The organism is Streptomyces sp. NPDC014870 (genome assembly GCF_043081505.1).
GTDB lineage: Bacteria > Actinomycetota > Actinomycetes > Streptomycetales > Streptomycetaceae > Streptomyces.
Genome location: NZ_JBIBWQ010000006.1, coordinates 362494 through 378673, shown reverse-complemented (window position 1 = coordinate 378673; position 16180 = coordinate 362494). Strand labels below are relative to the sequence as shown.

Genomic DNA, 16180 nt, shown 5'->3' with positions numbered 1-16180 from the left:
TCGAAGGGGTTACATTTCGAATCTTTGAGCGATGATTGGTGGGGTTGTGACCGACGCAGGGATGAGCTGGCGGAATGAATCGCTGGGTGCGCGTGTGCGTGTGGCGCTGTGGCTCCGCGACGAGGTGGGGGAGGGAGGGGTCTTTTCTAAGGCCTCGATCCGCGAGGCGGTCAAGGGGACGGAGCAAGTGGACCGTCGCATGCGCGATCTGCGTCCTGCTGACTGGTCGATTTTGACCTACCGCGACAAGCCCAGCCTCCAGCCCGACCAGCTGTACCTGGAGAAGATCGGCTTGCCGATCTGGGAGCCGGAGTATCGCGCAGCTGGCTTGCGGCAGATCAGCGCGAAGACGAGGCGGTATGTCTACGAGAGGGACGGCCACATGTGCCGGCGCTGCGGAGTCGCTGCCGGCGAGGAGTATGCGGACGAGCCTGGCACTCGTGCGCGGCTCACCCTCGGCCATGTGCGTCCACATCAGTCCGGCAGCGGGGCGAATTCTGAAGATTTGATCACGGAGTGTGCCCGCTGCAACGAGACAGTGAAACACCTCACTGGCGTGCAGATGACCAAGGAGCAGGTCTGGGACCGGATCAAGGAGCTGCCAGGTCGCGGCAAGCGCGACCTGCTGGTCTGGATGAAGGCCGACTGCCGGCCGCTCAGCGCTGCGGAAAAGGCGTGGGGCATGTACCGCCAGCTGCCCGCTGCGGTCCGCGAGGAGCTGGAGGGTGACCTGGAGACGCTCATGCGGCGCTAGGGGCAGGGCGAGGTGTGCGGGCCGGTCTCGTGATTCCTGTCGGTGCGGGATGCGACACTTGCGTGTCTGTAAACATCGCACCAGGAGGAGCCCATGGGTACCGCCGACCGCAAGCTGACCTCGATTGAGATCTGTGCGGGTGCCGGTGGCCAAGCTGTAGGGCTTCACCAAGCTGGCTTCCGGCACCTTGCGCTGGTCGAGATCGACAAGCACGCCGCGGAAACACTCAGGTACAACATCGAGAACCGGCCAGAGTGGAGCTGGGAGAAGGAGCACTGCCTGGTTCGCGAGGCAGACGTCAAGGAGTTCCGGCCTCTTGAGGAGGTGTCCGCTCCTGATGCGTATGAGGAGAGGCGTGACGTATCGGAGGGTGTGGAGCTGATCAAGCCTCGGCAGCTTGATCTTCTTGCGGGTGGTGTTCCGTGCCCGCCCTTCTCTGCGGCGGGAAAGCAGCTTGGCCGCGAGGACGAGCGCGATCTCTTCCCCAAGATGCTTGACCTTGTTGAGGAGCTCCTGCCGCGCGCGGTCATGATCGAAAACGTGCGTGGACTGCTTGAGCCCGAGCGGAAGTTTCGCTACTACCGGAATCACATCAAAAACCGGCTTCGCAAGGCCGGATACGTGATCTGCGGCTGGCAAGTCCTGGAGGCGCAAGATTTTGGTGTGCCTCAGCTCCGCCCCCGAGCCATCCTCGTTGCGATCCGTGAAGATGAGTACCGAGGCTTTGACTGGCCCAAGCCACAGGATGAACTGGTAACGGTGGCCGATAAGTTGTGGCCCTCCATGATGCGCAGGCTTGGTGGTGCGGACTCCCCGCGATACGCGAACTGGCTGGACAAGGCCTCGCAGGGTGTCGCCCCTACGCTCGTTGGCGGCTCCAAGAAGCACGGTGGAGCCGATCTCGGCCCTACGCGTGCGAAGAAGGCCTGGGAAGCGCTCGGCGTCGACGGTATGGGCGTAGCCAACGATGAGGACAAGATGGTCGACCCCGGCCGAGACCTCGGCACGCTGGAGCGTGGGCCCAAGCTCACTGTCGCCCAGGCGGCCCTTATCCAGGGCTTCCCCGACGACTGGGAGTTCAAGGGTGGTGGGAAGACAGCACGCTACCGGCAGGTGGGTAACGCATTCCCGCCGCCCGTCGCCGCTGCTGTCGGAGAGTGCATCAGGGAAGCGCTGTCCCGGACTGGTCCGCTTCACGAAGATCCCAGCCCTGACTTCGAGCCCGAGGACGACCCGTCACTCGTTGCTGGTCAGCTTCCTCTCCAGCAACCTCTGTCGGCGGTCGAGGACGACGCCGAGGACAGTGCCCGCGCACTCCTCGGGTGATTCGTGTTCCCAGAACCGCAGAACCGTCCAGCCGGCATCCGTTAGGCGGCGATCAGTGTCCCGGTCGCGGGCTATGTTGCCCGCGACCTTGCCTGACCAATATCCGGGGTTGGTTCTCGGCGGAACGTAATGCTCAGGGCAGCCGTGCCAGTAGCAGCCGTCGACGAATACGGCCACCTTGACCGGACGGAAAACGATGTCCGCAGTTCGCCGAAGATCAGGTAGAGGCTTGGCAGCAACCCTGTAGCGCAATCCCTGAGCGTGGAGTAGCCGACGTAGCAGCCGCTCTGGCTTGGTGTCCCTGCTGCGAATCGCCTGCATGTTGCGGCGACGCCCAGCGGATGACGCCCAAGAACCCTCTGGCGGGACCCATGGCTGGGGATCGTTCATCTCCCGCTCCCGTGCTCTCTTCGATCACATCTCCATCCTCACCCGACGGAGCTGAAGTGCGAATTTCCCGAGGGGCGCTCAGTGCTCTCCGCCCCCGTGGCACTCCCCATAAGTCCGGCCCGACCCGCACCAGCAAGCCGCCCCCCGTGCCGGCGGCCAAGCCGTTGCGCGGCCCCTGGCTGCCAGCGTCGTCGCGTACTGGGGGAGGAGGTCGGCGTTGGCGGGGGAGGAGGATTCCGAGGCGGCGAAGGCTTCGTAGGAGGGGACCGTGGCCGGGACGATGCCCAGGTTGGGGGTGCCGGCGGCGGCGAGTTCGCGGAGGGAGGCTTCGATGTCCGTGAGGTGGGCGCGGTACGTGGGGTACTCGGATTCCAGTTCCGGGTACGAGGCGAGGAGCTCGTCCAGTTCCGCCTCCGGCCAGTGGAGGACCGCCACCGGGAAGGGGCGCGAGAGGGCCGTGCGGTAGGAGCCCAGTTCGGTGCGGAGGCGGGTGATCTCCGCCTGGAGCTCCGCCGGGTCCGAGGAGCCCAGGGACCACAGGCGCTTCGGGTCGTGGAGCTCGTCCAGGGGGACCGCCGCCGTGTGGAGGGTGTCCGCCAGGGTGTCCCAGTCGTCGTGCGGGAGCGCCAGCATCCGGCGGATCCTGTGCCGGGTCACCAGGAGGGATTGGGTGGCGTGGGGGAGGTCCTGGTCTGAAGCCTCGCCGGTCAGGAGCGTGGCGGCCTGCGTCGCTGTCTCTTCCGCCAGTTCCAGTTCGTCGTGAGCCTCCAGCGTCTCCGCCATGATCTCCCACGGCCCCGCCTCCGCGGGCATCGCCGTACGGAGGCCCTCGATGATCGCCCTCGCCTCCGCCTCGTGGCCGTACTCCCAGAGGTTCGCCGCCTTCAGGGACCTGATCAGGTGCGGGTTCGCCGGCGACGACGACAGGAGTTCGTCGTACAGCGTCGTCGCCCGTTCGCGGTCGCCCGCCAGTTCCAGGTGGGCCGCCGCCTGGAGAAGCAGGGCTTCCCGGTCCTCGGGATACCGCGCGGCGGTGCGCAGCAGGCGCTCGGCTTCGGTGGTGTGGTCGGCAGGCATGTCGGGACGCATGCCGACCACCGTACTGCTGTACGGCCCTGGAGAGTTGGCGCCTCAGCACCTATCGTGCCCCGCGTGCGGGCCAGGGTGCGGGAGAGAGTGCCGGTCGTCGTCCAGACGCGCGGGGTGCGGAGCACGCCCGCCCGTGTGCTGTGGGTGGGTGCCGAAGCCGTTGTCACCTGCGGCGTCGTCCTGATGCTGCTCGTCGTCCACCAGCTGTGGTGGACCAACCAGCAGGCCCGCGCCGACGCCGGCGAGCAGGTGCGCGTCCTTGAGCGAGAGTTCCGGAGCGGGGACGAAGGGGAGTTCCCCAGCGTCGTGGAGCCGGAGTCCGGCGCCGCGCCTTCTCCCAGTAGCCCCCGTAGCCCCTCGCCAAGCCCGGACCCGACCGACTCGTCCCGGGCCTCCGGCGGCGCCGGGCGCCCCGACACCCCCGCCTACGCCATCATCCGCATCCCGCGCATCGGCCTCACCGCCCCCGTCGCCCGTGGCGTCTCCAAGCGGTCCGTCCTCGATCGTGGGTACGTCGGGCACTACCCGAATACCGCCGGCCCCGGCCAGACCGGCAACTTCGCGCTCGCCGGGCACCGCAACACCCACGGCGAGCCCTTCCGCTACATCAACCGGCTCAGGAAGGGGGACCGGATCGAGGTGCAGACCCGGGGGGCCTCGTACGAGTACGTCGTCGATCGGGTGCTCGCCCAGACCTCGCCCCGCGACACCGGCGTCATCCAGCCCGTCCCCCGCTCCCTCGTCAAGCCCTCCTACGGCTACTCCGAGCCCGGCGCCTACCTGACGCTCACCACCTGCACTCCCGAGTTCAGCTCCGCCTACCGCCTCGTCGTCTGGGCCAAGCGTGTATAACGGATCTGTTCGGTCTGTTCGGTCTGTTCGGAAGCTACGGAGAGAGGAGTCGTCTTGAGCCGTCTGTTGCTGCGTCTCGCCGCTCCCCTCCTCTTCCTCCTCGCCCTCGGCGAGCTCTTCCTCTCCGACGGATCCAGCCTCTCCGCCGCCGTCGCCCTCGCCGCGACCAGCGTCGTCTGCGCCCTCATCGGCGCCCACGCGCCCGCGCCCGTGCCCCCCACCCGGGTACGCACCGCCCTGCGCGACCGCGAGCAACGCACCGCCTTCCTGCCCCAACGCGACCCCGACGCCTCCGGGCGCCGTCGGCCCCGGGCACCCGGACGCCTCCTTCCGGCGGCCGTGTAGGGATCAGCCCGTCCCCTCTCTGATCCACCCTGCGCGGATTCGTCGTGCCGAGCTTTTTCGTTCTTTTCCGGCACTTGCGACCCCGGAGGGTCCCCATGTCCGTTTTCGCCACCCTGGTCGAGCGTCTCGCCGACCTGCTCCAGCCGCTCTTCGCCACCACCGCGACCGCCGCCGCCATCGTCCTGTTCACCATGGTCGTCCGGCTCGCCGTCCACCCCCTCTCCCGCGCCGCCGCCCGTGGCCAGAAGGCGCGCGTCCGGCTCGCCCCGCAGCTCGCCGAGCTGCGCGCCAAGCACGCCAAGAACCCCGAGCGGCTCCAGAAGGCCGTCATGGAGCTGCACGCCAAGGAGAAGGTCTCGCCCTTCGCCGGCTGCCTGCCGAGCCTCCTCCAGGCGCCCGCGTTCTTCCTCATGTACCACCTGTTCTCCGGCGACCGCATGGCCGGGCACAGCCTCTTCGCCGCCCCGCTCGGCGACCACTACGCCGACGCCCTCGCCGCGGGCGGCGTCTTCGGGCCGGCCGGGGTCGTGTACCTGGTGCTGTTCGCGATCGTCGGCGCCGTCGCCACGTTCAACTTCCGGCGTACGAAGCGGCAGCTCGCCGCCCAGCCCCTGAACACCGGGCTCCCGGACACCCCCGGCGCCCAGACCATCAACAAGCTCATGCCGCTGCTCTCCTTCGCCACCCTCATCACCGTCGTCGTCGTGCCGCTCGCCGCCGCGCTCTACGTCGTCACCAGCACCACCTGGACCGTCTTCGAGCGGGCCCTCCTCTTCCGCGACCAGGCTCCGGCGGGCGCTCTTGCTACTGGTGCGTAAGGGTCCAGTCCGTGAACGGGGTCTTGCAGAGTGGTCCGAACTCTTGGAGGATCGACCAACCTCCGATGGCCGCAACCCATCGGCCGGGGATCTGTAGGGCCGCACTCCGGGCCCACCTCGACCACAGGGAGAAGACCATGAAGCTGCTGCGAGTCGGCCCGGCGGGTGCCGAACGTCCCGCCCTCCTCGACGAGGACGGCACGCTGCGCGACCTGTCCGCCCTGGTGGGCGACGTCGACGGCAGCCTGCTGGCCGACGGGCCCGCCCTCGACCGGATCCGCGCCGCCCTCGCCGCCGGCGTGCTGCCCGCGCTCGACGCGACCGGTCTGCGCATCGGCCCGCCGGTCGGCCGCATCGGCAAGGTCGTGTGCATCGGGCTGAACTACCACGGCCACGCCGCCGAGACCGGTGCCGCGGCCCCGGCCGAGCCCGTCGTCTTCCTCAAGGCCCCCGACACCGTCGTCGGCCCGGACGACACCGTGCTCGTACCGCGCCGCAGCACCAAGACGGACTGGGAGGTCGAGCTCGCCATCGTCATCGGCCGCACCGCCCGCTACCTGGAGACCGACGAGCAGGCACTCGCCCACGTCGCCGGGTACGCCGTCGCCCACGACGTGTCCGAGCGCGAGTTCCAGATCGAGCGCGGCGGCACCTGGGACAAGGGCAAGAACTGCGAGACCTTCAACCCGCTCGGCCCCTGGCTCGTCACCGCCGACGAGGTGCCGGACCCGCAGGCCCTCGGCCTCCGGCTCTGGGTCAACGGCGAGCTGAAGCAGGACGGCCACACCTCCGACCAGATCTTCCCGGTCGCGGAGGTCGTCCGGTACGTGAGCCAGTTCATGACCCTGTACCCCGGCGACATCATCAACACCGGCACCCCGGCCGGCGTCGCCATGGGGCAGCCCGAGCCCAAGCCGTACCTGCGCGCCGGTGACGTCGTGGAGCTGGAGATCGACGGGCTCGGGCGTCAGCGTCAGGAGCTCAAGGACGCCTGAGTCAGGAAGCGGGTCGGTGGAGGCGCTCCAGTGCCTCCACCACCAGCGCGTGGTCCTCGGCCTGCGGCAGGCCCGACACCGTGACCGAGCCGATCACCCCCGCGCCCTCGACCGCGATCGGGAACGAACCGCCGTGCGCGGCGTACCGGTCGGGGTCGAGGCGCGAGGAGTCCTCGAACGTCGTCCCCTTCGCCCGGAAGCGGGCGCCGACCAGGAACGAGCTCTCGCCGTACCGCTCCACGACCCGGCGCTTGCGGTCGATCCAGGCGTCGTTGTCCGCGCTCGAACCCGGCAGCGCGCAGTGGAAGAGCTGCTGCGCCCCGCGCCGGATGTCGATCGCGACCGGCGCCCGGCGCTCGCGTGCCAGCCGGACGAGGAGTGTGCCCAGGGTCCAGGCGTCCTCGTACGTGAATCGGGGCAGGATCAGGTTCCGCTCCTGGGCCTCCAGGGCCTCCACCTCGCTCACGGCGTCAGCGCTCACAGGTTCACCGCGATTCCCTCGTGGGCCGAGCGGCGCGCCGCCTCCAGCACGTCCAGGGCCGCCGCGGCCTCGTGGGCCGTCACCGGGTTCGCGCCGTCGCCCCGGACGGCGGCGGCGACGGCCGCGTAGTACGCCGGGTAGTCGCCCGGCACCGACTCCACCGGAAGCCCGCCGCCGGTCAGCGGCGACTCGCCGGCACCGAGTCGGCCCCACAGCGACTCCGGCTCCACGCCCCACGCCACGCCCGGCCCGGGGAGCAGCCCCTCGCGCAGATCGGCCTCCTGGGGGTCGAGACCGTACTTCACGAAGCCGGCACTCGAGCCCAGGACGCGGAAGCGCGGGCCGAGCTGGGCCGTCGTGGCGCTCACGTACAGGTGGGAGCGCACCCCGTTCGCGTGCGTGATCGCGAGGAACGTGTCGTCGTCCGCCTCGGCGCCGGGGCGGCGCACATCGGACTCGGCGTACACCCGCACCGCCGGGCCGAAGAGCACCAGGGCCTGGTCGACGACATGGCTGCCCAGGTCGTAGAGCAGACCGCCGATCTCCTCCGGAGCGCCCGACTCGCGCCAGCCGCCCTTCAGCTGCGGGCGCCAGCGCTCGAACCGGGACTCGAAGCGCTGGACCTCGCCCAGTGCGCCCTCCGCGAGCAGGCCGCGCAGAGTCAGGAAGTCGCTGTCCCAGCGGCGGTTCTGGAAGACCGAGAGGAGCAGGCCCCGCTCCTCGGCGAGGGCGGCGAGCCCGCGCGCCTCCGCGGCCGTCCCGGCGACCGGCTTGTCCACGACCACCGGGAGCCCTGCGGTGAGCGCGGCCGTGGCGATCGGCACATGCGTCTTGTTGGGGGAGGCGACGACGATCAGATCGAGTTCGTCCGCCCGGGCCCACAGCTCCTCGGGCGCGTCCGCGATCCGTACGCCGGGGTGTGCGGCCCTCGCCTGTTCCTGGCGCTCGGGGTTGCCGGTCGTGACCGTGTCGAGGACGAGGCCCTCGGTGGCGGCGATCAGCGGGGCGTGGAAGACGGAGCCCGCGAGGCCGTAGCCGACGAGTCCGACGCGGAGGGGGGCGGGGGCGGTGTCGGTCATGGTTCCACTTAAGCAACGCTGTTGCCAAAGTGCAAGCGGGGGTGACAATGGGGTGGTGAACAGGGAAGTAAGGCGTGCTCGGTCGGACGCCGGAGTCAATCTGCCCGCCCTGCGCGGCCACAACGCGGCCCTCGTCCTCGACCTGCTGCGCACGGCGGGCGAGGCCGGGATCAGCCGCCTGGAGCTGGCCGAACGGACCGGCCTCACCCCGCAGGCGGTCAGCAAGATCACGGCCCGGCTGCGGGGGGAGGGGCTGGTCCGGGAGGCGGGTCGGCGCGCCTCGACCGGAGGCAAGCCCCCTACCGTCCTGCGCCTCGTCCCCTCGGCCGCGTACGCGGTCGGCGTCCACCTGGACCGCGACGAGCTGACGACCGTCCTGGTGGACCTGGCGGGGGTACGCGTCGCGGCGCGGCGGACACCGCTGGACCTGGGCGCGGGGGCGGAGGCCGTCTTCGACGCGGTGGCGCGTGAGGTCGGTGCGGTGACGAGCGCGGTGCTCCCCGGAGCGGCGGGGGGCGCGGGCGCGGACGCGGTGGTCCCCGAGGCGGGGAGCACGGACGCGGTGGTTCCCGAGGCGGGGAGCACGGACGCGGTGGTTCCCGAGGCCGGTGCCGCGCAGGGTGGGGGCACGCAGGGTGGGGGCACGCGCGCCGCGCTGAGTGCGGGTACGAGCCCCGTCGCGGCCGAACTCCTCGGGCTCGGGGTCGCCATGCCCGGGCCGCTCGATCATCTCTCCGGTACGCCCGGGCGCGTCACCGGCTTTCCCGAGTGGGAGGGCGTTCCGCTCCGGGCGGAGCTCGCCCGGCGCCTCGGGCTTCCCGTCGCCCTCGACAAGGACACCAACGCCGCCGCCCTCGGACTCGCCCTCCGCTCCTCGGTCCGCGCCGCCGACTCGTTCGCGTACCTCCACCTCGGCACCGGCCTCGGCTCCGGGCTCGTTCTCGGCGGTGCCCTCCTCCGGGGGGCCAGGACCGGGGCGGGGGAGTTCGGGCACCAGACGGTCCTGCTCGACGGGCCGCCCTGCGGCTGCGGCGGGCGCGGCTGCCTGGAGGCCCTCTGCCTGGCGGCCGTCGCGCGCGGTGACGTGCCCGAGGCGGCGCGCGTGCTCGGGACGGGTGCCGTGAACCTCGTACGGCTCCTCGACATCGACCGGGTCGTGCTCGGCGGCCGGGTCGTGGCCGGCGAGCCCGAGGCGTTCGTGGGCGGAGTCGGCGCGGTCCTCGCCGGGGCGGGCCTGGACACGCCGGTCAGCGGTGCCACCTCTCCCTGCGCCGTCGCGGAGGGCGCGGCGCAGCTGATCATCGCTCCGATCTTCGGTAAATAGGGGGATAGGGGGATAGGGACATCGGCTGATCGGGTGGAATGCGCGGGCCGTCCGGGGGCGTGCCCCGCGTCGCAGCCCGGACCCGCCCCGCCCGTGTGGCAGCGTCGCGGCCGTCCCGTACGCCCGCGAGCAGCAAAGGCACCCGACCATGCGACTGCGCAACGCCCTCGCCCTCGGTGTCACGGCGGCCACGACCGGAACCGCCGTCCTCGCCCTCACCGTCGGCCCGTCCTCGGCCCAGCCGGGCCCGAGTCCCACCTGCGGCCGGGCGACGGACCCGGACTTCCCCATCGACACCCGGATCCAGGGAGTGCCCGGTACGTACGTCCCCGGTGCCGACTTCCGTACCTTCGAGGTCGAGCTCACCAACACCACCACCGAGCCCTGCCACGGCATCCACCCGGTCCTGGCCCTCGCCGACCGCGACCGTGTGCTCCAACCCGGGCAGATCCGCCTCGACTTCTACGACTCCGAGGCCCGGAGCTGGCGTCCGGTGACATTCGAGGGAACCGAGGAGGACGAGAACGTCGGCGTCTTCGCGGACACGCCGGGCCCCGCCGCCATCCCCGTCCTCCCTCCCTTCGCCGGCTTCTCCGTCCCCGCCGGCCGTACCCTCGCCGTCGGCGTCCGGCTCGCCTTCCGCGAGGGCACCGCGCCCAACGAGGTGGTGGCCAATGCGGCGGTCGTGCAGCGGCAGGGCGATGACGGCGACTGGGTCGGCGAGTCCGGCGACTACCGCCTCACCATCGCGCCCGGAGGCGCCGGAGAGAACCCGGAGTCCGACGCTCCCGCCGGGACCGCCCCGCCGCGCGGTGACACCGACCGCCTGCCGCGCCTGCCGCGCCCGCCCGCCCGCCTTCCCCTGCCCGCCCCGCCTCAACTCGCCGAGACCGGCGCCGAGTCGACCGCCCTCCTGCTCCCCGTCTCCGGTGCGCTGCTGGTCGCGGGCGTGGTCCTGCTCGTCGCGGCCCGGCGCACGCGCCGGACCGCCTGAGCGCGCCCCGAACCGCCGCGCCACCCTCCGTACACCCTCCCGTTCATTCCCATCTGCGAGCATCCCCCGGTGGACTACCCGAACGACCAGGCACCTGGCGCACCCATCCGCTCCGGCATCCCCGAGCACGGCCGCATCCCCAAGTACTACGCGGTGAAGGCGAAGGTCGCCTCGCTGATAGACGAGTTGGGCGAAGGCGGGCTCCTGCCCACCGAGCGGGACCTCGCCGTCCGGTACGAGGTCTCCCGCGAGACCGTCCGGCAGGCCCTGCGCGAGCTGCTCCTCGAAGGCCGGCTGCGCCGCCAGGGGCGCGGGACCGTGGTCGCCGGGCCGAAGCTGGAGCAGCCGCTCTCGCTCGCCAGCTACACCGAGGGCGTACGGCGGCAGGGGCGCACCCCCGGCCGTACCCTCATCACGCTCGACCGCTTCCCCTGCCCCGACGCCCTCGCGCCCGAGATCGGGGTACGACGGGGCGAGCCCGTCTGGCACATGGAGCGGGTCCTGCTCGCCGACGACGAGCGGGTCGGTCTGGAGAGCACGTACGTGTCAGTGGCTCGTGCGCCGCGCCTGGACAGCGAGTTCGACCCGGACTCCTCCTTCTACCGCTACCTCCGCGAGCAGCTCTCCATCACCTTCGGCGACGCCGACGAGCGGATCGAGACCGTGCTCGCCACGCCCCGCGAGGCGCTCCTCATCGGCACCCCGCCCGCGCTGCCGATGCTGCTCATCCACCGGATCTCCCGGGACACCTCCGGCAGCCCGCTGGAGCGCGTCCGCACCCTCTACCGGGGCGATCGCTTCAGCTTCACCGCGCACCTCGGCCACCAGGGCTGACCCCGAGCCGCCCCCGAGCCGCCCCCGAGGCGCCCCTGAGTCGTCCCCGCGCGGCCGCTCACCACGAGGCCCTTAAGGTCACAAGAAGGTAACGGGTCTAGGCCAACCTTGTCGCCCCGTTCACCGTCCCGTTCCCCACCGGATCGTTCCGGGTCACCAACCCCCAGGACCGTGAACGGCATGAAGGTGATCGTCGTAGGAGCCGGCGTGGTGGGAACCATGCACGCCTGGCACGCAGTGGAACGCGGCCACGAGGTCGTACACATCGAGCGCGAGGCCGAGGCGCGCGGGGCCTCGCTCCGCAACTTCGGCCAGATATGGGTGAGCGGCCGCGCGGGCGGAGAGGAGCTGGACACCGCGCTGCGCGCCCGCGAACTCTGGGAGTCCATCGGCGCCCGCGTCCCCGAGCTCGGCTTCCGGGCCATCGGCTCGCTCACGCCGGTACGCAACGACCTCGAACTGGCCGTCGCCGAGGCCGCCCTGGCCCGCCCCGACGCGGCCGCCCGCGGCTACAAGCTGCTCGACCCCGACGAGGCGCGCCGCATCAACCCCGCCCTGCGCGGCGACTTCCAGGCCGCCCTGTTCTGCGAGCGTGACGCGGCCGTCGAGCCGCGCACCGCCCAACTCGCGCTCCGCAAGGCCCTGCTGGCCTCCGGGACGTACACGTTCCTGCCGAACCGCGAGGTCCGGGACGTCTCCGGCGCCGAGGGCATGCGCAACGCCGCCGTCCGCGACGACCGCGGCGAGGTCCACACCGGCGACGCCGTCGTCCTCGCCACCGGCGCCGCGCTCAGCGGCCTGGTCCGCGAGATCGCCGGCGACATCCCGGTCCGCAAGGTCCGGCTGCAGATGATGCAGACCGACCCGCTCGGCGAGCCGCTCACCACCTCCGTCGCCGACGCCGACTCCTTCCGCTACTACCCGGCGTACACGTCCGACGCCCTGGACGCGCTCAACGCGGGCCAGGCGCAGGACCCGACCGCCGCCGCGCACAAGATGCAGCTCCTGATGGTGCAGCGGCTCGACGGCGGACTGACCATCGGCGACACGCACGAGTACGAGCACCCCTTCGCCTTCGACACCCTCGAAGACCCCTACGAGCACCTGGTCCGCGTCGTCGAGTCCTTCCTCGGCCGCCCGCTGCCGAAGATCCGCCGCCGCTGGGCGGGCGTGTACGCGCAGTGCACCGACACGACCCGGGTCGTGCACCGCCAGAAGGTCCGCGAGGGCGTGTGGCTCGTGACCGGACCCGGCGGACGCGGCATGACCTGCTCGCCCGCCATCGCCGAAACGACCGCTGACGAACTGGGCTGGTGAACACCATGACCGACAACCTCATGTACAACCTCGTCGTCCTCGACATGGCCGGCACCACCGTCGCCGACGGCGGCCTCGTCGAGCGGGCCTTCTCCGCCGCCGCCGAGCGGCTCGGCGAGGACCCGGCCACGATGATCGACTACGTCCGCGCCACGATGGGCGAGTCCAAGATCTCCGTCTTCCGGCACCTCTTCGGCGGCAACGAGAACCGCGCCCAGCAGGCCAACGTCGCCTTCGAGGAGGCGTACGGCGAGCTGGTCGCCGGTGGCCTGATCGCGCCGATCCCCGGCGCGGCCGAGGCGATCGAGGAGCTGAAGGGGCAGGGCAGGACCGTCGTCCTGACCACCGGCTTCGCCCGGGTCACCCAGGACGCGATCCTGGACGCGCTCGGCTGGCGCGACCTGGTCGAGCTGACCCTGTGCCCGGCGGACGCGGGCGGCCGGGGCCGCCCCTACCCGGACATGGTCCTCGGCGCGTTCCTCCGTACCGGAGCCGTCGGCGACGTCCGGCACGTCGCGGTCGCGGGCGACACGTCGTACGACATGCTGAGCGGAGTCCGCTCCGGCGCCGGGATCGTCGCGGGCGTCCTGACCGGCGCGCACGACGAGGCGGCGCTCAAGGAGCACGGCGCCACGCACGTCCTCGGGTCGGTCGCGGACCTGCCGGCGGCGATAGCCCGGGCGGAGGCGGACCGGTGACGGCGCCCGGACCGGCCACCGCGGCGCCCGGCCGAGCCACCACGGCGCCCGGACCGGCCGACAGGGCGCCCGGCCGAGCCACCACGGTGCCCGCCCCGCGCAGCGGCATCCGCTTCGACGCCGTCTCCGTCGCCTACGGCCGCACCACCGTCCTCGACTCCCTCGACCTGACCGTCGAGCCCGGCGAGGTCATGGCCCTCCTCGGCCCCTCGGGATCCGGCAAGACCACCGCCCTGCGCGCCGTCGCCGGGTTCGTGCGGCCGGCCTCCGGGCGGGTGTTCATCGGCGACCGTGACGTCACCGCCCTTCCGCCGCACAAGCGGGGGATCGGCATGGTCGTCCAGCAGTACGCCCTCTTCCCGCACATGCGGGTCGAGGACAACGTGGCCTTCGGCCTGAAGGCACAGAAGGCGCCGAAGGGCGAGATCCCCGGCCGGGTCGCCGAGGCCCTGGAGATGACCGGGATGGCGGCCTACGCCAAGCGCTACCCGCGCGAGCTGTCCGGTGGCCAGCAGCAGCGCGTCGCGATCGCCCGGGCGCTCGCCATCCGCCCGAACGTCCTGCTCCTCGACGAGCCGCTGTCCGCGCTCGACGCCCAGCTGCGCTCCGGGATGCTCGCCGAACTGGCGCGGCTGCACCGCGAGTTGCCGGACGTGTCCATCCTGTACGTCACCCACGACCAGGTCGAGGCGCTGACCCTCGCGGACCGGATCGCGGTCATGGACCGGGCCCGGCTCCAGGACTGCGGCACCCCGCAGGACCTGTACCGCCGTCCCCGTACGGAGTTCACCGCCTCCTTCGTCGGCAACGCGAACCTGCTGCCGGTGACGGTCGGGGCGGGGGCCGTGCGGTTCGCCGGCACCGAACTGGCCGTCGCCACCGACGGCGTGGCCCCGGGCGCCGCCGCCACCCTGTGCGTACGGCCGCACCTCATCGGCCTCGGCGACGGCCCGAACGCGTTGCGGGGCCGGATCGCCGAGGTGCAGTGGCGGGGGTCCACGCACCGGCTGTACGTCGACGTGGACGGGCACCGCCTGAAGGCGGACGTCCGCGAGCTGCGGGAGACCCCGGCGCTCGGTGACCACGTCACCCTGCACTTCGCCCCGGAGGACGGGGTGCTGCTCGGCGCCGGGGTGTCCGATGGGTAGCCCCGGCGCGCCGGTCCTCACGGCCGAGCGGGAGCGTGCGGCCGTGCCCGCCGGTCCCGCCCCCGTGGACCGGACGCCCCGCAGCGGACGGAAGGTGCCGACCTGGGTCTGGGCCCTGCCGCCCGTCGCGGTCCTCGGGCTCGTCTTCCTCTACCCGCTCGCGCTCGTCGTCCAGGAGTCCCTCGCCCCCGGCGCCTACGCCGACGTGTTCTCCTCGGAGGCCTTCCGGGACGCGCTCGTCACCACCGTGTGGCTGGCCGTCGGGTCGACCGTCGGGTGTCTGGTCCTCGGGTTCGCGCTCGCGCTGATCATCGCGTTCGTGCCGTTCCCCGGCGGGAAGGCGGTGTCGAAGTTCATCGACGTCTTCCTCTCCTTCCCCTCCTTCCTCATCACCCTCGCCCTGCTCTTCCTCTACGGCACGGTGGGCATCGGCAACGGCCTGTGGACGGACCTCACGGGCGCGCAGACCGGGCCGTTCCAGTTCCTGACCACGCCCTGGGGCGTCCTCCTCGCCGAGATCACGTACTTCACGCCCTTCGTGATGCGCCCCCTGCTCGCCGCGTTCTCGCAGCTGGAGACCGCGCAGCTGGAGGTCGCCTCCTCGCTCGGGGCGAAGCCGGCCCGGATCATCCGGCAGGTCATCCTGCCGGAGGCGCTGCCCGCTCTCGCCGCCGGCGGCAGCCTCGTCCTGGTCATGTGCCTCAACGAGTTCGGGATCGTCCTCTTCACCGGCGCCAAGGGCGTCACGACCCTCCCGATGCTCGTCTACGGCAAGGCCATCCTCGAATCCGACTACGCCGCCGCCTGTGTCGTCGCCGTCGTCAACGTCGCGATCTCCGTGGGCCTCTACGGCCTCTACCGGGTGGTGAGCCGCCGTGTTGGTGCATAGCCGTACGGGCAGGTGGACGACCTGGGCCCTCTTCGCGGTCCTCTTCGTCCCGCTCTTCGCCCTCCCGCTCCTGGTGATCCTCGCCGCCTCGTTCGCCACCCACTGGTCCGGGGCCTTCCCCTCCGGGCCGACCGCCGAGCACTACACGGCCGCCGTGCGCGGCGAGTCGCTGCGGGCGCTGACCACCAGCCTGATCACCGCCGTCACCGCGAGCCTGCTCGCCCTGACCGTCGGCACCTGGGCCGCCCTGGTGGCGAACTCCCTCCGGAAGAACGGCCGTCGGTTCCTCGACGCGCTGTTCATGCTGCCGGTCGCCGTGCCCTCGGTCGTCGTCGGCCTTGCCGTCCTTGTCGCCTTCTCGCAGCCGCCCGTGCTGCTCAACGGCACGCGCTGGATCGTGATCCTCGCGCACACCGTTCTTGTCACGGCGTTCGCCTACCAGTCGGTTTCGGCGGCCATCCTCCGTCTCGACCCGATGTACGAGCAGGCGGCGGCGAGCCTCGGTGCCCGTCCCGCGTACGTCCTGCTCCGGGTGAAGCTGCCGCTCCTGCTGCCGTCCCTGAACGCGGCGGCCGGGCTCTGCTTCGCCCTGTCCATGGGCGAGTTGAGCGCCACGATGATGCTCTACCCGCCGGACTGGCTGCCGCTTCCGGTGCTGATCTTCACCGCCACCGATCGTGGATCCCTCTTCACCGGCTCGGCGCTGGCCGTGGTCCTCATGGCCACGACCCTGATCGTCCTGCTCGCGGTCTCCCGTATCCGCACCAAAGCGTCCTACCGATAAGTCGCCCGACAAGTCGCTCGACAAGTCGCTCGACAAGTCGCCCCGTAAGTCGCCCCGTCCTCA

At 71.6% G+C, this 16180-nt stretch carries 18 protein-coding genes; 14 read left to right on the top strand and 4 right to left on the bottom strand.

Annotation, left to right across the window (positions count from 1 at the left end):
• Positions 1–46: 46 nt before the first annotated feature.
• Together ACF09C_RS19725 and ACF09C_RS19720 are read left to right on the top strand one after the other, a co-directional pair.
• Positions 47–754, top strand: coding sequence for an HNH endonuclease (locus tag ACF09C_RS19725; protein WP_392092803.1), 708 nt, complete (start codon positions 47–49; stop codon positions 752–754).
• Between the two features lie 93 nt (positions 755–847).
• Complete coding sequence (locus ACF09C_RS19720; RefSeq protein WP_392092801.1) at positions 848–2080, top strand: DNA cytosine methyltransferase; 1233 nt, start codon at positions 848–850, stop codon at positions 2078–2080.
• Here ACF09C_RS19720 and ACF09C_RS19715 read toward each other — a convergent pair.
• Together ACF09C_RS19715 and ACF09C_RS19710 are read right to left on the bottom strand one after the other, a co-directional pair.
• A complete protein-coding gene (locus ACF09C_RS19715; protein ID WP_392092799.1) occupies positions 1991–2470 on the bottom strand; it encodes a very short patch repair endonuclease in 480 nt (159 codons plus the stop codon). The genes ACF09C_RS19720 and ACF09C_RS19715 overlap by 90 nt on opposite strands.
• 78 nt (positions 2471–2548) lie before the next feature.
• Positions 2549–3559, bottom strand: coding sequence for an SEC-C metal-binding domain-containing protein (locus tag ACF09C_RS19710; protein ID WP_392092797.1), 1011 nt, complete (start codon positions 3557–3559; stop codon positions 2549–2551).
• A gap of 63 nt (positions 3560–3622) precedes the next feature.
• Here ACF09C_RS19710 and ACF09C_RS19705 point away from each other — a divergent pair, with 63 nt between their 5' ends.
• The 4 genes from ACF09C_RS19705 to ACF09C_RS19690 all read left to right on the top strand — a co-directional run bounded on the left by ACF09C_RS19705 (position 3623) and on the right by ACF09C_RS19690 (position 6569).
• Positions 3623–4411, top strand: coding sequence for a class E sortase (locus tag ACF09C_RS19705; protein WP_392092796.1), 789 nt, complete (start codon positions 3623–3625; stop codon positions 4409–4411).
• 54 nt (positions 4412–4465) lie between these two features.
• Complete coding sequence (locus ACF09C_RS19700) at positions 4466–4756, top strand: DUF6412 domain-containing protein (protein ID WP_392092795.1); 291 nt, start codon at positions 4466–4468, stop codon at positions 4754–4756.
• Between the two features lie 95 nt (positions 4757–4851).
• Positions 4852–5574, top strand: coding sequence for a YidC/Oxa1 family membrane protein insertase (locus ACF09C_RS19695; RefSeq protein ID WP_392092793.1), 723 nt, complete (start codon positions 4852–4854; stop codon positions 5572–5574).
• A 137-nt stretch (positions 5575–5711) separates the two neighbouring features.
• Positions 5712–6569 carry a fumarylacetoacetate hydrolase family protein gene (locus ACF09C_RS19690; protein WP_392092792.1) on the top strand — a complete coding sequence of 286 codons (858 nt, stop codon included), beginning with the start codon at positions 5712–5714 and terminating at the stop codon, positions 6567–6569.
• Position 6570: 1 nt separating this feature from the next.
• Here ACF09C_RS19690 and ACF09C_RS19685 read toward each other — a convergent pair whose 3' ends face one another.
• Positions 6571–7050, bottom strand: coding sequence for a heme-degrading domain-containing protein (locus ACF09C_RS19685; RefSeq protein WP_392092791.1), 480 nt, complete (start codon positions 7048–7050; stop codon positions 6571–6573).
• Positions 7047–8129, bottom strand: a complete 1083-nt coding sequence (locus ACF09C_RS19680; RefSeq protein WP_392092790.1) for a Gfo/Idh/MocA family oxidoreductase — start codon at positions 8127–8129, stop codon at positions 7047–7049. The genes ACF09C_RS19685 and ACF09C_RS19680 overlap by 4 nt, the downstream gene beginning before the upstream one ends.
• Between ACF09C_RS19680 and ACF09C_RS19675 the strand changes: the two genes are divergently transcribed.
• The 8 genes from ACF09C_RS19675 to ACF09C_RS19640 all read left to right on the top strand — a co-directional run bounded on the left by ACF09C_RS19675 (position 8128) and on the right by ACF09C_RS19640 (position 16117).
• Positions 8128–9453 (top strand): ROK family protein, encoded by a 1326-nt coding sequence (locus ACF09C_RS19675; RefSeq protein ID WP_392092788.1) that lies wholly within the window; start codon positions 8128–8130, stop codon positions 9451–9453. The genes ACF09C_RS19680 and ACF09C_RS19675 overlap by 2 nt on opposite strands.
• 148 nt (positions 9454–9601) lie before the next feature.
• Positions 9602–10447 carry an LPXTG cell wall anchor domain-containing protein gene (locus ACF09C_RS19670; RefSeq protein ID WP_392092786.1) on the top strand — a complete coding sequence of 282 codons (846 nt, stop codon included), beginning with the start codon at positions 9602–9604 and terminating at the stop codon, positions 10445–10447.
• A gap of 69 nt (positions 10448–10516) precedes the next feature.
• Positions 10517–11281 carry a GntR family transcriptional regulator gene (locus ACF09C_RS19665; protein WP_362427725.1) on the top strand — a complete coding sequence of 255 codons (765 nt, stop codon included), beginning with the start codon at positions 10517–10519 and terminating at the stop codon, positions 11279–11281.
• 180 nt (positions 11282–11461) lie between these two features.
• Positions 11462–12598: a TIGR03364 family FAD-dependent oxidoreductase gene (locus tag ACF09C_RS19660; protein WP_392092784.1), complete on the top strand. Its 1137-nt coding sequence runs from the start codon at positions 11462–11464 to the stop codon at positions 12596–12598.
• Between the two features lie 5 nt (positions 12599–12603).
• Complete coding sequence (locus ACF09C_RS19655; protein WP_392092783.1) at positions 12604–13296, top strand: phosphonatase-like hydrolase; 693 nt, start codon at positions 12604–12606, stop codon at positions 13294–13296.
• An 86-nt stretch (positions 13297–13382) separates the two neighbouring features.
• Positions 13383–14444 carry an ABC transporter ATP-binding protein gene (locus tag ACF09C_RS19650; RefSeq protein WP_392093007.1) on the top strand — a complete coding sequence of 354 codons (1062 nt, stop codon included), beginning with the start codon at positions 13383–13385 and terminating at the stop codon, positions 14442–14444.
• A complete protein-coding gene (locus ACF09C_RS19645) occupies positions 14437–15333 on the top strand; it encodes a 2-aminoethylphosphonate ABC transporter permease subunit (protein ID WP_392092781.1) in 897 nt (298 codons plus the stop codon). The genes ACF09C_RS19650 and ACF09C_RS19645 overlap by 8 nt, the downstream gene beginning before the upstream one ends.
• Positions 15320–16117, top strand: a complete 798-nt coding sequence (locus ACF09C_RS19640) for an ABC transporter permease (RefSeq protein ID WP_392092779.1) — start codon at positions 15320–15322, stop codon at positions 16115–16117. Before ACF09C_RS19645 ends, ACF09C_RS19640 begins: the two co-directional genes overlap by 14 nt.
• The last annotated feature ends 63 nt before the right edge of the window (positions 16118–16180 follow it).

Excerpts from the sequence above, each read along its gene's own strand:
- ACF09C_RS19695 (WP_392092793.1), top strand. The coding sequence starts at position 4,852 with ATGTCCGTTTTCGCCACCCTGGTCGAGCGTCTCGCCGACCTGCTCCAG.
- ACF09C_RS19720 (WP_392092801.1), top strand. The coding sequence starts at position 848 with ATGGGTACCGCCGACCGCAAGCTGACCTCGATTGAGATCTGTGCGGGT.
- ACF09C_RS19660 (WP_392092784.1), top strand. The coding sequence starts at position 11,462 with ATGAAGGTGATCGTCGTAGGAGCCGGCGTGGTGGGAACCATGCACGCC.
- ACF09C_RS19710 (WP_392092797.1), bottom strand. The coding sequence starts at position 3,559 with ATGCGTCCCGACATGCCTGCCGACCACACCACCGAAGCCGAGCGCCTG.
- ACF09C_RS19680 (WP_392092790.1), bottom strand. The coding sequence starts at position 8,129 with ATGACCGACACCGCCCCCGCCCCCCTCCGCGTCGGACTCGTCGGCTAC.
- ACF09C_RS19655 (WP_392092783.1), top strand. The coding sequence starts at position 12,604 with ATGACCGACAACCTCATGTACAACCTCGTCGTCCTCGACATGGCCGGC.
- ACF09C_RS19675 (WP_392092788.1), top strand. The coding sequence starts at position 8,128 with ATGGTTCCACTTAAGCAACGCTGTTGCCAAAGTGCAAGCGGGGGTGAC.
- ACF09C_RS19670 (WP_392092786.1), top strand. The coding sequence starts at position 9,602 with ATGCGACTGCGCAACGCCCTCGCCCTCGGTGTCACGGCGGCCACGACC.
- ACF09C_RS19645 (WP_392092781.1), top strand. The coding sequence starts at position 14,437 with ATGGGTAGCCCCGGCGCGCCGGTCCTCACGGCCGAGCGGGAGCGTGCG.
- ACF09C_RS19715 (WP_392092799.1), bottom strand. The coding sequence starts at position 2,470 with ATGAACGATCCCCAGCCATGGGTCCCGCCAGAGGGTTCTTGGGCGTCA.
- ACF09C_RS19690 (WP_392092792.1), top strand. The coding sequence starts at position 5,712 with ATGAAGCTGCTGCGAGTCGGCCCGGCGGGTGCCGAACGTCCCGCCCTC.